General features: G+C 60.8%; 12 protein-coding genes. 3 read left to right on the top strand and 9 right to left on the bottom strand.

What is annotated here, in order from left to right; translation table 11 throughout:
- Positions 1-10: 10 nt before the first annotated feature.
- Together ACS3WB_RS04905 and ACS3WB_RS04900 are read right to left on the bottom strand one after the other, a co-directional pair.
- Positions 11-1,384: an efflux RND transporter periplasmic adaptor subunit gene (locus tag ACS3WB_RS04905; RefSeq protein ID WP_438274450.1), complete on the bottom strand. Its 1,374-nt coding sequence runs from the start codon at positions 1,382-1,384 to the stop codon at positions 11-13.
- Complete coding sequence (locus tag ACS3WB_RS04900) at positions 1,374-2,789, bottom strand: efflux transporter outer membrane subunit (protein WP_438274700.1); 1,416 nt, start codon at positions 2,787-2,789, stop codon at positions 1,374-1,376. Before ACS3WB_RS04900 ends, ACS3WB_RS04905 begins: the two co-directional genes overlap by 11 nt.
- Positions 2,790-3,400: 611 nt before the next feature.
- On the opposite strand from ACS3WB_RS04900, the gene ACS3WB_RS04895 reads away from it, so the two are divergent.
- On the top strand, positions 3,401-4,441 hold the full coding sequence (locus ACS3WB_RS04895) for a cysteine synthase A (protein ID WP_438274449.1): 1,041 nt from the start codon (positions 3,401-3,403) through the stop codon (positions 4,439-4,441).
- A 61-nt stretch (positions 4,442-4,502) separates the two neighbouring features.
- Here ACS3WB_RS04895 and ACS3WB_RS04890 read toward each other — a convergent pair whose 3' ends face one another.
- From ACS3WB_RS04890 to ACS3WB_RS04875, 4 genes are read right to left on the bottom strand one after another with little or no spacing between them, the layout of a single operon-like run.
- On the bottom strand, positions 4,503-5,246 hold the full coding sequence (locus tag ACS3WB_RS04890) for an amino acid ABC transporter ATP-binding protein (protein ID WP_438274448.1): 744 nt from the start codon (positions 5,244-5,246) through the stop codon (positions 4,503-4,505).
- 12 nt (positions 5,247-5,258) lie between these two features.
- The gene (locus ACS3WB_RS04885; RefSeq protein WP_438274447.1) at positions 5,259-6,779 is read right to left on the bottom strand and encodes an amino acid ABC transporter permease; all 1,521 of its coding nucleotides are present in this window, start codon (positions 6,777-6,779) and stop codon (positions 5,259-5,261) included.
- Entirely contained in the window at positions 6,776-7,981 is a 1,206-nt protein-coding gene (locus tag ACS3WB_RS04880; RefSeq protein WP_438274446.1) for an amino acid ABC transporter permease, read from the bottom strand. The genes ACS3WB_RS04885 and ACS3WB_RS04880 overlap by 4 nt, the downstream gene beginning before the upstream one ends.
- A gap of 19 nt (positions 7,982-8,000) precedes the next feature.
- On the bottom strand, positions 8,001-9,035 hold the full coding sequence (locus ACS3WB_RS04875) for an amino acid ABC transporter substrate-binding protein (protein ID WP_438274445.1): 1,035 nt from the start codon (positions 9,033-9,035) through the stop codon (positions 8,001-8,003).
- Positions 9,036-9,389: 354 nt separating this feature from the next.
- Here ACS3WB_RS04875 and metC point away from each other — a divergent pair, with 354 nt between their 5' ends.
- Positions 9,390-10,586 carry a cystathionine beta-lyase gene (metC, locus tag ACS3WB_RS04870; protein ID WP_438274444.1) on the top strand — a complete coding sequence of 399 codons (1,197 nt, stop codon included), beginning with the start codon at positions 9,390-9,392 and terminating at the stop codon, positions 10,584-10,586.
- A gap of 123 nt (positions 10,587-10,709) precedes the next feature.
- Positions 10,710-12,401, top strand: coding sequence for a Na/Pi cotransporter family protein (locus tag ACS3WB_RS04865; protein WP_438274443.1), 1,692 nt, complete (start codon positions 10,710-10,712; stop codon positions 12,399-12,401).
- A gap of 11 nt (positions 12,402-12,412) precedes the next feature.
- Here ACS3WB_RS04865 and ACS3WB_RS04860 read toward each other — a convergent pair whose 3' ends face one another.
- The 3 genes from ACS3WB_RS04860 to ACS3WB_RS04850 form a co-directional block, all read right to left on the bottom strand.
- Positions 12,413-12,736 (bottom strand): lipid-A-disaccharide synthase N-terminal domain-containing protein, encoded by a 324-nt coding sequence (locus ACS3WB_RS04860; protein ID WP_438274442.1) that lies wholly within the window; start codon positions 12,734-12,736, stop codon positions 12,413-12,415.
- Positions 12,729-13,478 carry a glycosyltransferase family 2 protein gene (locus ACS3WB_RS04855; protein WP_438274441.1) on the bottom strand — a complete coding sequence of 250 codons (750 nt, stop codon included), beginning with the start codon at positions 13,476-13,478 and terminating at the stop codon, positions 12,729-12,731. The genes ACS3WB_RS04860 and ACS3WB_RS04855 overlap by 8 nt, the downstream gene beginning before the upstream one ends.
- Positions 13,479-13,692: 214 nt before the next feature.
- Positions 13,693-15,435: an ArnT family glycosyltransferase gene (locus tag ACS3WB_RS04850; protein WP_438274440.1), complete on the bottom strand. Its 1,743-nt coding sequence runs from the start codon at positions 15,433-15,435 to the stop codon at positions 13,693-13,695.
- Positions 15,436-15,487 lie beyond the last annotated feature (52 nt).

The following is a 15,487-nucleotide window of genomic DNA, read 5'->3' as shown; positions in this document are numbered from 1 at the left end:
GCCTCCGGGATCACGGTCGAGCCTTTGCGTTGCCGCCCGCCGGCTGCCCGTTCTCCTGCGCCGCGCCGCCCGGTTGCCTCTGGCCGCCCTCGCCCCGCCTGCCGCGATGCTCGCCGTTCCCGCCGTCCTGACGATTGCCGCGTCTTCCCTGCCGCTTCTGTGGCGCGAGATCAGCCGTCGGCGGCTGATTGTTCTCGCTGACGTTCACCTTCGCGCCGTCCGACAGATTGGCAAAACCCGTGGTGACTACCCGATCCGTGGGGGCGATGCCTTTGGCGATCACCGCATCCTGTTCGTTCTGCTGCGTCACCGTCACCGGCTTGGCGGTTACGGTGTCGTCGCTTCCGATCACGTAAGCGAAGGTTCCGAGCGGACCGCGCTGCACCGCAGACGTTGGTATCACCGTCGCCTGCGACAGCGTTTCCACCTTGAGGCGGACGTTGACGAATTGTCCCGGCCAGAGCTGAAAGTTTCCATTCGGAAATTCGGCCTTCAGCTTCAATGTGCCGGTCGTCGGATCGACCTGATTGTCGATGCCGATCAGCCTGCCGGTGTCGGCGACCGTGACTCCGTCGTTGCCGAAGACATCGACTTCGAGGACTCCCTTCGCCACCGCCGCATTCACGCGCGTAATCTGCTGCTGCGGAAGGCTGAACTGCACGGCGATAGGCTGAAGCTGCGTTATGATGACAAGTCCGGTCGCATCGGATGCATGGATGATGTTGCCCTGATCGACCTGACGCAGGCCCGCCCGGCCCGAGATCGGCGCGATGATCTTGGTGTAACCGAGCGTCGCCTGGGCGTTGTCGATCGCCGCCTGATCGGCTTTGACGAGCGCTTCCTGCTGCGCGACGACCGCCGCCTGCGTATCGGCCTGCTGCTTCGATCCGGCACTGGAGGCGGCCAGTTGCTGATAGCGCTTCAGATCGAGGCGCATGTTGGCGAGCTGCGCTTCGTCCTGAGCCTTCTTCGCGACCGCCTGATCGTACTGCGCCTGATAGATCACGGGATCGATCTCGCCCAGCACGTCGCCTTTTTTAACATCCTGTCCTTCGGTGAAATTGACGGCTATCAGCTTGCCATCGACCTGCGAGCGAACGGTGACCGTGTTCAGGGCGCGGACGGCTCCGACGCCATCGAGGTAGACCGGCACGTCCTGAACGCGCGGCGTTGCGGCAAGCACCGGAACTGCAAGATCAGGCCGCGTCCTTCCATCGCGCTTCTTCTGTTCGAACGCGCTCCAGCCGAGATAAGCGAGGCCCGCGGCGATCAGAAGTGCGATCACAATCCACGCCGAGCCTCGCCGGCCGCGAGCCGGTACCTTGCCAGGCGTCCCGCTGCTGGCCGTTTTGGTCCCCTCGTCGACACCCGGCTTAAAGAGCATTGCCCGGCCTCTCTATCCTCGGTTCCCAGCCGCCCCCCAGCGCCTGATAAAGGCTCACGATTGCCAATAGCCGCGCAAGCTGTGCCTGCGACAATGCATCCTCCGCCTGAAACAGCGTCAGTTGCGTATTCAGCACCGTCACGATATCGGCGGTGCCGGCCCGAAGCTGCTGTTCAGAGAGTTCGAACGCCCTGCGCGAGGCGGAGAGAACCTCCCGCTGAAGGCGCAGTTTCTCCGTGGTCTGGCGGATCGCGATCAACGCGTTATCGACGTCGGCGAACGCAGAAACCACTGTCTTGCGGTATGTCTGCAGCAGTTCGTCCTGCTTCGCTCTTGTGTATTCGAAGTTGCCGAGAATCCTGCCGCCGTCGAAAATCGGCAGTGTCAGTCCGCCGGCAAGACTGAAAAATGCGGCATGGGGCTGGAACAGCGCGACCAGGGCCGAACTCTGATAACCACCCTGCCCGGTCAGTTGAATGCTCGGGAAGAATTGGGCACGCGCGCTGCCCACATTGGCAGTTGCCGATGCGAGTTGCGCCTCCTGGCGGCGAATGTCCGGACGCTGCGTCAACAATTCCGACGGCAGCCCCGGAGTGACGCGCGGAACGGCGATCCGGTTGAGCGAGCCGCCCTTGACCTTCACGCTTTCCGGCGGACGGGCTACCAGCGTCGCAAGCGCGTTGATGTTCTGTCCCAAGGTCTCGCGAAGCGGCGGAACGGCGGCTCGCTGATTTGCCAGCACGCTTTCCTGTTGCGCCACGTCGAGATCGCTTCCGGTGCCGGCATTCAGCCGCTGCTTGATCGCCTCTAGGACGCGCGCGGCGCTGGCGATGTTGCGCTCGGCGGTTCGAATACGATCTTGCGACGCGAGCACCTGAAAATAGGCATTCGCGACGCTCGTAAGCGTCGTCAGCGAGACCACGTCCCGGTCAAAGCGGTTCGCATTGGCAGTTTCCTCCGCGGCCAGGGTGGCATCGCGGTTTTTACCCCAGAAATCGATCTCGTAGCTGGCGGCACTTAGCGTGGACGAATAGTTCACCACCTCCCGGCCACCGATGCTGAGGCCGCTGGAACTCGAGCCAGAGGTGCGGGAATAGTTTTCCTGCCCCCCGACGCTGACGCTCGGCAACAGCGCCGCGCCCGCGATCCGGGCTTGCTGATCGGCCTGAATGATCCGCGCCGTCGCCGCTGCGATATCCAGGTTGACGGTCTGGGCTTCCTCCATCAGGTCGGTCAGTTCCGAGGAGCGAAAGCCACGCCACCAGTCGAGCGTCGGCGAAGCATCGGCCGCAACCGGGCCCGCAGCCTTATATCGGGTCGGAATGTCCAGCGCCGGATCGGGAAGATCTCCGGTCAGAATGCATCCAGCCGAGGTAGCAACCGCCGCCAAGGCCACGAACAGCATGACCGGACGCCAAGTCCAGATCGCAGCCCGTTGAGGATCGCTCAAAGCCTTCGCAGGAAGATCACTCACGCCGACCCCCGCCGGGGGACCGGAAACGACAGACATTCACATGAGGGCGGAGCACCCACATACCAACCTTTTTCGATTTTAAAAAAGACCCAGCCACCGGTAATCATGCTTTCTCTTGGAACCATCCTATTCTAGCGGGCCGATAAGTGGACGGACAGTCCCGCCCCGCCAAGAACCTTAGATACGTTCCATGGGCTTCGCACCATTGCAGATGACCTGATTCATCAAAAAGCCCCGTTTTGAAAGGCTTTCTGGATGTCCGGGTCTCCGGTGGACCCGACAATCTTACCAAGATTTCATGCTGCATTTCGGCTCCGGACGACACGCCTCGCCGGATTTGGGCCGAACAAGGCGGACGAATCGAAACGCGCGCACGCTTAAATTTGCGACAGACGACGCCTCTGACGGCTTCTTCGCAACAAGGCGAGCCACGCCGCATCTGGTCTTGCGATCGACCGCCTTCGTTCCCTCCCTTGTAGCGCCCCCGCCTCTCAACTAGGGTTGCTATATTCCTCCAACGGACTGACAAGATTAAGCATCTCATGAGAATCCAGAACGACGTCGTCGAAGCGATCGGCAATACGCCGCTTATCAAGTTGAAGCACGCATCGGAAACGACGGGATGCACCATCCTCGGCAAGGCCGAGTTCATGAATCCGGGCCAGTCGGTCAAGGATCGGGCCGGCAAACAGATGATCCTGGAAGCCGAAAAGCGTGGCGATCTCAAGCCCGGCGGGCTCGTGGTCGAGGGCACCGCCGGCAATACCGGCATCGGCCTCGCCGTCGTCGCCAGCGCGCGCGGCTACCGCACCATGATTGTCATCCCGGAGACGCAAAGCCAGGAAAAGAAGGACATGCTGCGGCTGTGCGGGGCCGAGCTGGTCGAGGTCCCGGCGCTCCCCTACAGCAACCCGAACAATTATCAGCACATCGCAAAACGGCTCGCGGACGACCTGCGCAAGTCGGAGCCAAACGGCGTGCTGTTTGCCGATCAGTGGAACAACCTCGACAATCCCAAGGCTCACTACGTTTCAACCGGCCCCGAAATCTGGGAGCAGACCGGCGGCAAGGTCGATGGCTTCATCTGTTCAATCGGAACCGGCGGCACGCTGGCCGGCACCGGTGCTTTCCTGCGGGAGAAAAAGAAGGACATCGTCATCGGCGTCGCCGACCCCCGCGGGGCCGCCATGTATGAGTTGTTCAAAAACGGCGTGGCCAAGGCGACCCCGGGAGGTTCGATCACCGAGGGAATCGGACTTGGACGGGTGACGCCGGTTATCGCCAACGCCAAGGTCGACGAGGCCTATCTCATTCCCGACGAGGAAGCCGTGCCGGTGATCTACGATCTGCTTGAACACGAGGGGCTCTGCCTCGGCGGCTCGACCGGCATCAACGTCGCCGGCGCAATTCGTCTCGCGCGCCAATTGGGGCCCGGCCACACGATCGTGACGATCCTGTGCGACTCCGGCAACCGCTATCAGTCGAAGCTGTTCAATCCGGACTTCATGCGCTCCAAAAACCTTCCCGTGCCGCAATGGCTCGAGAAGCGAACCACGGTGAAGATCCCCCTCGCTCCGGCTTAGGTTGGAAGCGAATGTTCGTCCGACAATGCAATCCGACGCTAATTTAGATCACCCTTCAGTCTCAACGCAGGATCTGGCTGAGAAAAAGCTGCGTTCGCGGGTGTCGCGGATTGGCGAAGAAATTCGTCGGCGTGTCGGATTCGATGATCTGCCCCTCATCCATGAACACCATCCGGTTCGCCACCTCTTTGGCAAATCCCATTTCATGCGTGACCACGAGCATGGTCATGCCTTCCCTGGCGAGGTCGACCATTGTGTCGAGCACTTCCTTGACCATCTCGGGGTCAAGCGCCGAGGTCGGCTCGTCGAACAACATGACCTTCGGATTCATCGTGAGCGCGCGCGCAATCGCCACGCGTTGCTGCTGGCCTCCCGACATCTGGCCGGGATACTTGTTGGCCTGATGCGGGATTTTGACGCGCTCAAGAAATTTCATCGCCGCGGCCTCGGCGTCTTTCTTGGGGATATTGCGGACCCAGATCGGAGCAAGCGTACAGTTTTCAAGCACCGTCAGATGCGGAAACAGATTGAAGTTCTGGAAAACCATTCCGACCTCGCGCCGGACTTCCTCGACGCGCCGCAGATTGGGGCCCAGTTCGATTCCATCGACGACGATCCGTCCTTCCTGAAATTCCTCCAGCGCATTGATGCAGCGAATCAGAGTCGATTTTCCCGAACCTGACGGACCGCAGATGACGATACGCTCGCTCCTCGCCACATCGAGATCGATGTCCCGCAGCACGTGGAAGCTGCCGAACCACTTATTAAGGCCGGCGATGGAAACGATGGCATTTTCGTCTGTCATGGCCCATCCAACTCAGCTTCGCCCGTCCGGATTCAGCCGATGTTCGACGAACAGTGAATACCGGGACATGCCGAAGCAGAACACGAAGTAAATGATTCCGGTGAAAGCAAACCCGGTGAACAGCGTGGTTGGCGTCGCCCATGTCGGATCTGCGAACGACGCCCGCAAACTCCCGAGCAGGTCGAACAGCGCGATGATCGAGACCAGCGAGGTGTCCTTGAACAAGGCAATAAAGCTGTTCACCAGTCCAGGAATGACGTGCCGCAACGCTTGCGGCATCACGATCAATCCAGTCGTCTTCCAATACGATAGGCCAAGCGCATTGGCGGCTTCCGCCTGCCCGCGCGGAATCGCGGCCAGGCCGCCGCGAATAACCTCGGCGTTATAGGCTCCGGCGAACAGCGCGATTCCGATCAGAACCCGGACCAGACCATCCACGGTAAAATTTCCGGGAAGAAAAAGCGGAAGCATATAGGTCGCGAAAAACAGCACCGTTATGAGCGGAACGCCGCGCCAGAACTCGATGAAGGCGACCGAGAAAATCCGGATCAACGGAATAGTGGCGCGCCGGCCCAGCGCCAGAGCGATCCCGACCGGTATCGACGTTACGATGCCGGTCACCGACACCACCAGCGTGACCAGCAGACCGCCCCAGAGACGAGTATCGACGATCGGAAGTCCGCCGCGATCGAGGTGCATCACCGCCATCACCGCGCCAGCGCCGAAGAACGCAATCAGGCTCGTAAGCAGCGTGCGCCAACCCGTCCGGAAGGCGCCGTTCAGAAGAAAGAGCAGCAGCGAAACGATCACGGCAGTGCATGCAAAGTCGTACCAGACCGGCTGATCGGAATTTTGCAGCCAGTCTCGAAGTCGGACCAGTGGCGATGCCAGAAAGTTCATCGCGTCGCCGATCCATGCCACGCCATGTCCTGCAAACTGCAAAACCGGACCGACTCCGCCCGCCTCTCCTGATGCCGCGACTTGCTGTCCGACGTTGCCGAGGCCGTCGGCGAAGCTCGACAGGAATCCGGCAGTCCACGTCACGCCGAACCCGCTCACGCCTCCGCCATGCAGCAGAAAAAAAGCCACGATAGGAAATGCAACGAAGAACACGCCCGCATTAAGACCCTTCGCGGGTAACCGTGGAACCAGAAGCGGCAGCAGCAAGACTGCGGCCAGCAGGAACGTCAGATTGACCCGCCACCGTTCAGGCTCGGGATAAAAGCCGTAAATGAATTGCGTGATCTTCGCCTGGACGAATGGCCAGCACGCCCCGATCGGCTGTCCCGCATCCGCAGCCAGACACGATGTTCGATCCGCGCCTTGCCAGACCGCGTCAACAAAGAGAAACCTGATTGTCGGGACGATGATGAACCAAAGCAGCACGACACCGACGACCGTCAGCAGCATGTTGCCTGGAGAATTGAGCAGACGGGTCTGCAGGAAGGCGAAAAAGCCTGTCGTTTTGATCGGGGCCGGTCGTTCCGGAACCAGATCGGTGCGAACGAATGAGCGTGTGGGTTGATCGGTCATCCGCCCATGCTCCTCGCGATGCGCCAGCCGTAGAAGCTCATGATCGCGCTGGTGACCAGCGAGATCAGCAGATAAACGCCCATTGTGATCGCGATGATTTCGATGGCCTGTCCGGTCTGGCTGAGCGTCGTGCCGGCAAATACCGAGAACAGGTCCGGATATCCGATGCCGACGGCCAGCGAAGAATTCTTGATGAGGTTGAGATACTGATTGGTCAGCGGCGGCAGAATGACGCGCATGGCTTGCGGCACCACGATCAATCGCAGCGTCAATCCGCGCGAAAGCCCGAGCGAGGCTCCCGCCTCCATCTGCCCCTTATGAACCGAGAGAATTCCGGCGCGCACCACTTCCGCGATGAATGCCGCCGTATATGTCGAAAGCGCGACCGCGAGCGCGACGAATTCGGGCGTCACGCGCGTACCACCGGAGAAGTTAAATCCCTTGAGGGCAGGCATCTCGAATGTGACGGGAATGCCGAAGACCAGCATCGTGACCAGCGGAACGACGATCAGCAGCGCAAGAACGTAGGGCCAGGCGACAACGACCCGTCCGCTTTGAAAAAGTGCCCGGCGCGAATAACTGCGCAGCCACAGACACCCGATGACGGCAGCCGAAATCGAGACGGCAAAGGCGACAAATCCCTCCTGCACGATCGGCTTCGGAATGACGAGGCCGCGATTGCTGAGAAAGAATGCGTCGAAGATCGAAATGCTTTCCCTCGGAATCGGGAGCGCCCTCAGCACCGCAAGATACCAGAACAGAATCTGGAACAGCAGCGGCAGGTTGCGAACCAACTCCACATAGCCGCCGGAAATGCGCGATATCAGCCAGTTCGGCGACAGTCGGCCGAGCGCTACGACGAAGCCGATGATCGTCGCGAAGACAATGCCGACAACGGACACCAGCAGCGTATTGAGAAGGCCGACCAGAAACACGCGGGTGTAACTGTCGGTCTCGGAATACGGAATCAGGGTCTGGCTGACGCCGAAGCCGGCGGTTTGTGACATGAAGCCAAAGCCGGACGCGATGTGCTGCGTCTCAAGGTTTCCCCTCGCATTGTCGATGATCTCGTAGCCGATCCAGATCAGGACGGCGACGAACATCACTTGCAGCGCAAGTCCGCCCCAGCCAGCCTTTCCGCCGAGCGCGCGTCGCAGTTTCAGGAAGAACTGCGGCGGCGGTTTTCGAGGCTCGGCGGCCATCGCCGTTCAGGCGTTGCCGCTAGCGGATCGGCGGCGCGTATTGGATGCCGCCTTGATTCCAAAGCTTGTTGAGACCTCGTGCGATTCCGAGCCGAGAACCTGCGCCGACGTTGCGATCGAATGACTCCCCATAATTGCCGACCGCTTTGATGATGCGTGTCACCCAGTCCTTGGTGAGGCCAAGCTGTTCGCCGAAATTGCCATCGGTCCCGAAGACGCGCTTCAGTTCCGGCCGGTCCGATTTCGCCATCTCGTCGACGTTCTTCTGCGTGATGCCGAGTTCTTCGGCGTTGATCATAGCAAACAGCGTCCACTTGACGAGATCGAACCATTGATCGTCGCCGTGACGCACCATCGGTCCGAGCGGCTCCTTCGAGATCACCTCCGGCAGCACGGCATGATCGGCGGGATTGGAGAGTTTCAGCCGCTCGGCATAGAGTTGCGAGATATCTGACGTAAACACATCGCATCGGCCTGATTCATAAGCCTTGATGGTTTCGTCGGCCGTGCTGAAGGCGATGACCTCGTACTTCATCTTGTTGCTCTTGAAGTAGTCGGCGAGATTCTGTTCGTTCGTGGTGCCGGTCTGGACACAGACCGACGCGCTGTTCAATTCCAGCGCCGAATTGACCTTGAGCGATTTCCTGACCAGAAATCCCTGCCCATCGTAATAAGTCACGCCGGTGAAGTTCCCGCCAAGCGATGTGTCGCGCGAGAGGGTCCACGTCGTATTGCGCGACAGGACATCTATTTCGCCGGATTGCAGGGCGATGAACCGGTCTTTGGCGGACAACGGAACGAATTTGACCTTGCTCGGATCGTTGAATACGGCAGCCGCGATCGCGCGACAGACGTCCACATCAAGCCCGGTCCAGTTGCCTTTGTCGTCAGGGGCGGAGAATCCGGGCAATCCCTGGCTCACGCCGCAGGACAGCATGCCTCGCGCCTTGACTGCGTCGAGCGTAGTCTTCGCCTTCGCGGATTCCTGCGCGGATGCCGATTGCAACGAAAGACCGGCGGCGAAAGCGAAAATGACAGCAAGTACGCATTTCATGGCAATGCCTTTCAAGGACATCAATGGATTGTCAATTTGTCGCCGTTCAGACGCCAGGTCGAATCCGGCCGGTCGATTTGTTTCCTCCGCCAATCGGGCCAAAGATGGACCTTGTCGATCAACCGAGAGCAGAACAGGTCGAAACGCGGTGGAGCCTCTCAACACCCGGTCAACAGCGGGTCCGGGGATACCGGGCGGATCGAATGTCAAATTCACTCTGCTGGCCGGCAGGGTCAAGGGGTTGACGCGGGTCTTCCCCTTCCTGTTACTAACGCTCACTCCGAAAACACGATTAAACAGGTATCGAGGCAGTCCGCGTCAGCGGCAAAACGCCTCCCTTGCAGCGGCAGGCAGATGACTTTCTCAAAGGACAACGAACCCACGGATCCGCTTCGAGCGGAAACCAGACTGGTGGTTTCGGGCCGCGACACTGAGGCTCAAAAGGGGTTCGTCAATCCTCCTATCGTTCGCGGCTCGACCGTGCTCTATCCGACCGCGGGCGACCTGCATGCCCATCGCGGAGAATTTCATTACGGGCGACATGGCACTCCCACCACCCGTGCCCTGCAGGATGCGTTGGCGGCGCTGGAAGGCTCGAAATGTGCGGGCGTCGGCCTCGTTCCATCGGGCGTTTCGGCAATCTCCACGGCGCTGCTCTCGATCCTGAAGGCCGGCGATCACATCCTCGTCTGCGATAGCGTCTATCGTCCCACGCGGAATTTCTGCGACGGAATCCTGGCGCGCTACGGAGTCGAGACAAACTATTTCGACCCGCTGATCGGCTCGGATATCGCTGCGTTGTTCCGGCCCAACACTCGCGCTGTCATGGTCGAGGCTCCCGGCTCCCAATCCCTGGAGATGCCGGACGTCCCGGCGATCGCCGCAGTCGCACATGCACATGAAGCGTTTGTGGTCGACGACAATACATGGGCGACCCCGCTGTTCCGCCGCGCGCTGGAACAAGGTGTCGACATCAGCATCCAGGCGGCAACCAAATACATCGGCGGGCATTCCGACATCATGTTCGGAACCATATCCGCCAATGCCGAGGCCTGGCCTGCTATCTCCGAAGGCATCCGGCTGCTTGGCGTCTGCGCCGGCCCAGACGATGTGTTTCTGGCATTGCGTGGGTTGCGCACGCTTGCCGTAAGGCTGCGGCATCATCAGCAAGCCGCGATCGATGTCGCGCAGTGGCTCGCGAAACGGCCCGAAGTCGCGAGGATTCTGCATCCTGCCTTCCCGGACGACCCCGGCCACGCGATCTGGAAGCGCGACTTCACCGGTGCGTCGGGGCTGTTCAGCATCGTTCTCAAGCCCGCGCCGCCGCAGGCCGTCGATGCGCTGCTCGACTCCGTGAAGCTGTTTGGCATGGGTTACTCGTGGGGCGGCTACGAGAGCCTCATCATTCCTTTCGATTGTGCTGCGTATCGCACCGTGACGCGCTGGGCGCCGGGAGGGCCAACGCTGCGACTGCACATCGGGCTGGAAAACGTCGATGATCTCAAGGCCGATCTTGAGCGAGGATTTGAGGCGTTCAACGCCCGGCAATAAATCGCCTCGCGCCAAACTTTTCGCCTGCCAAATTTACTCCCGTCGGCCGAAATAAAAGAATTTGATCCACCGCTAATTGCCGATAGCCTGACCCTTCGACCCAAATTTGTTGACGGGGAACCCATGGGAAGTCTCGTTCTTCTCGATCTGATGGGTGGTATCGCGCTTTTGCTCTGGGGCCTGCATATGGTCCGGAGCGGAATCCTGCGCGCCTTCGGTCCGGATCTTCGCCGGTTTCTGGGCAAGGCGCTTCGCAATCGTTTTGCCGCCTTCGGCGCGGGCCTTGGTCTCACCGCCCTGCTCCAGAGCAGCACCGCGACCGGCCTGCTTACCAGTTCGTTCGCAGCGGAAGGCCTCGTAGGCCTTGTTCCGGCGCTCGCGATCATGCTTGGCGCAAATGTCGGAACCACACTGATCGTTCAGGTACTGTCGTTCAACATCTCTGCGGCCGCGCCGATCTTTTTCGTGATCGGACTGGTGGCTTTCCGCAGCGGCGCCCGCTCCCGCGTCAAGGATGTCGGTCGCGTCTTCATCGGTCTCGGCCTGATGCTGCTGGCGCTCCATATTTTGCTGACGACGCTTGCCCCGGCTGAAAACGCGCCGGGCGCGCGGGTTTTTCTTAACGCCATCACCGGCGATCCTGTTCTGTGCATTATCATCGGAGCCGTTACGACGTGGGCTGTACATTCCAGCGTCGCAAGCGTGCTTCTGGTCATGTCGCTCGCCTATTCCCAGTTCGTTTCGCCACATGCGGCCTTCGCACTGGTGCTCGGCGCCAATATCGGCAGCGCCGTCAACCCGGTCTTCGAAGGTGTCCGGCGCGATAATCCCGCGAGCTATCGGCTGCCGCTCGGCAATATGCTCAACCGCCTCGTCGGGGTGCTGCTGGTCGCACCATTTCTGCAGCCGATCGTGGATGTCATGCTGGCGTGGCAGCCGAACCTCGCCAAGGCGACCGCCACGTTTCACATCGCGTTCAATGTCATGACCGCGATCCTTTTTATCGGCCTGCTCGACGGCGTGGCGCGCATGCTCGTACGGCTTCTTCCTGACAAAGCACCTGAGGCCGATCCGTCGCGGCCTCGTTATCTCGACGAAAGCGCTCTCGAAACACCTTCACTCGCGCTCGCCGATGCGGCGCGCGAAACGCTCCGCATGGGCGACCTCGTGGAAGCCATGTTGCGAAAGGTGATGGACGCGATGATGACCAACGACAAATCGCTGGTCGATCAGGTCTCGCGGATGGATGACGGCGTCGACGGTCTCGATGAAGCGATCAAGCTGTACGTGACCAAGCTGACCCGCGGCAGCCTAGATGAACGAGAGGGGCATCGCGCCATGGAGATCATCGCATTCGCCATCAACCTCGAACATATCGGCGACATCATCGACAAGAACCTGAGCGAACTGGCGACCAAGAAAATCAGGCGCCGCTTTCAGTTCTCGCCTGAAGGCGCAAGCGAGCTTTCGGCGTTTCACAAGCGGATCATGGATTCGCTTCGTATTGCCTTCGGCATCTTTATGTCCGGCAACGTTGACGAGGCTCGGTGGCTGATCGCGGAGAAGGTCGCCCTGCGCAACTTCGAACTCGCGGCGACCGAGCGGCATCTCGATCGGCTCCGCGAGGGACGCCTCGAAACGATCGAGACGACGTCGCTGCATCTCGATGTGCTGCGCGATCTGCGGCGGATCCATTCGCACATTTGCTCTGTCGCCTATCCGGTCCTCGACGCGGCAGGCCAGCTCCCCGCTTTACGGCAGAGCGAAACCGATCTGTTAGGGATTTCAACGTCGGCGGATACGTCCCCGCGCTGACCGGATACGGTTCAGGTCGATGACTGGCGTCCGTTGAGGATGATAAAGTAGACGTTACGGAAATACACAACAAGCCCGAAGGCCTGCCCAGCGATGAACACCGGATCGCGCCGGTAAAGCGCGTAAGCCAGAAGAAGCGTTCCGCCTCCGATCGAAAAAAACCAGAACGCGACCGGGATCACGCTTTTTCGCGCCCGCTCGGAGGCGATCCACTGCACGACGAAACGCATCGTGAAGAGCGCCTGCGCCACGAAGCCGAGAACGACCCAGCCGTCGAACTTGGTGACGAATACATCGTAGAGATAGCTGGACAGCATACCGACCGTATCAGTCATGACGCATAATCTCGGTTGCAACGGGCGTGGATTTTTTCCGGCGGATAAGCCACCACACGCCGGCGAGGTCCATGATTCCGATCCACAGACGATCGAAGAAGCCATAGTTCGACATGCCCGAACGTCGTGGCCGATCGGTCACGTCGACATAGGCGATGTCATAGCCCTCCCGCCGTACCAGCGCCGGAAGAAACCGGTGCAGGCCATCGAAGTAAGGCAGTGACAGGAACACATCGCGCCGCAAGGCTTTCAATCCGCAGCCGGTGTCACGCGTGCCGTCGCTCAGAACCCGGCTTCGGACGCCGTTGGCGATCCGCGACTGGAATTTCTTGAATCCGGTATCCTTGCGTCCGACGCGCTGGCCGGCGGCAAGACCGACGCGCGTGCCGCCGTTCTCGATCGCGGTTATCAGGTCGGGCAGGAACGCCGGATTGTTCTGGCCGTCGCCATCCAGCGTCGCGACAATCGTGCCGCGCGCCGCGCGCACCCCGGTCCGCACCGCCGCTGATTGTCCTGAAGACTTTTCGTGGCGGATCTGACGCACGTTGCTGCGTTGGGCCATGATCGCCGCCAGACGTTCGCCGGTCGCATCGGTCGAGCCATCATTGACGTAGACGATTTCGTAATTCCACCGTCCGTCGAGCGCGGCGGCAATCTCCTCGACAAGGGGCGCGACATTGTCCGCCTCGTTGCGCACGGGCACAACAATGGACACAGTCGGCACAGGCGTGCTGCTAGGCATGTCGTCGTTCTTCGTCCCGATTGGTCCGTTGGAAAGCCTGCGCCAACTGGTCTGGCCGCGCGCTTCTTATTGCGCGCAAGCGCCGGGGGCAACTCTTTTGAGATGCTCCGCCCCGGCACGCGGAAACGTGTTGATAGCTGCGGCGATTACGTGATCGATTTCCTTTCGAATGGATAGACAAGCGCGGCATATCGCTAGTGCGGACTTGACTATCCTAACGCGTTCCCTCCGAGCGGAAGATGGCGATCGAAATCGTCTTGCCCTGCGAGAAATTATAGCCGTCGATGCGCGTCGCGACGTTGTAACGCAATCCGATCGCTTCGGCGCGCTGCGCGAAGGCCCGCTCGGAACGGGATTCGACGAGCGCGAACCGGCAGCTTCCGTGACCGAGGAAATCGGCTGCGCCCGGGCCGTCGGTCAACAACGTCGACGTTCCGGTCATGAAGACCAGGCTCGGCTCGTGGTAGCCCGCCGCGGCGACCTTCGGGCCTATGCACTCGACATTTCGCAGTGCGCGCGCAACTTCGGGACTCGGGAATAGCGGCGTCAGCGCCGCGACAATGATTCCGTAGACCGATGCGCTCAAAAAAAGCGCCGCCATGACAGCATTCAGCAAGGAACGTTCCGCATTGCCGTCGTCATAGAGCCACCATGCGAACAATCCGGAGATCAAGGCCGCGGCGGCAAAGGGCCACGCCAGAAACACAGGTTGACGCGTCAGGGTAATGGTCGCGATGATCGCGAGCACCAGGGTGATCGCCGGGATGGCAAACCACCACGCCGTGCCCTTCCTGAGCCAGGATATGGACAGCACGCGGCGCTCCAATCCCCAGACCGACAGGATCGCGATGGCTGGATAAAGCGGCAGCACGTAGTGCGGCAGTTTGGTCAGGACCAGTTCGAACACGATCCATGATGGAATCAGCCACGCCAGCAGAAATCGCACTTCCGGCTCGCGGCGCATGCGCCAGACGGCGGGCGCCGCCAACCCTGCCAGGGGCGCGCCGGGCCAGAACGTAATCCAGAACAGCAGGAAGTAGGTTCCAGGCGGCGCTCCGTGTGATTCCTGCGCCGCAAGCTTGCTCAGCATGTCGCCGCCGATCGAGTCCGTAAAAAACGTATCCCCGGCGCGCAGGAAAATCGCGACGAACCAGGGCATGACGAGGATCAGCATCCACATCAGCCCCCAGACGGGCTGCAGGCGCCTCAGCCACGCCGCCGAGCGATCGAGAATGACGACGGTCCCGATCGCCAGACCCACGAACATCAGGATCAACGGCCCTTTGAGCAAAATTCCCCCGGCAAGCGCTGTCCAGAAAATCGCCGGAGGTATCCAGGACGGCCGCTCGAGGTTTCCGCTCCTCTGCCACGACAAATAAATCCGCGCGAGCGCACCCATCGCAGCAATGACGGTCAGCAGCAGCATGGCGTCGGTCTTTGCGAGCCGCGCTTCCACTCCGAGCAGTACCGAACTGCACATCATCAGCCCGGCCAGAACGGCACACCGCCGCGACACAAAGGCGAGCGCCGTCCAGTACGTCAGAAGCACGGCGCCGATCGCGCCGATCAGGGATGGAACGCGGTACAGCCAGATGCGGATCTGCGCGCGCGGCAGACCGAGCGACGACGCCGTCTCGACGGCGGCCGCCTGCAGCCAATAAATGCCGACGGGCTTCTTGTAGCGCACCTCGTCCTGGAAGCGGATGTCGACGAAATCGCCAGTCTCCACCATCTGTTTGGTCGCCTGTGCGAAACGAGGCTCGTCGCGATCGATCGGCGGGATGTTGAAGAAACCGGGCAGAAAGAACAGCAGGCCAACGATAATCAGAAAGAGCACTGACCTGACGTGTCGGGCGGCGGCGAAGTCGATCACGAATGCCAACCCACGTCCCGGATTGACCGGGGTCTTCGGTTCGCGCGCTTGTCCAAATCGGGGACGGGAAAGGGTCTCAGCCATGGGGGTTCCGCATACGCTGAACCCACCGCAGGGACAACCGCTTAGCCCGTCA

Origin of the sequence: Nitrobacter sp. (assembly GCF_051535215.1) — a bacterium.
In the GTDB taxonomy this organism is placed as follows: domain Bacteria; phylum Pseudomonadota; class Alphaproteobacteria; order Rhizobiales; family Xanthobacteraceae; genus Nitrobacter.
This window is presented reverse-complemented; position numbering and strand designations above follow the sequence as displayed.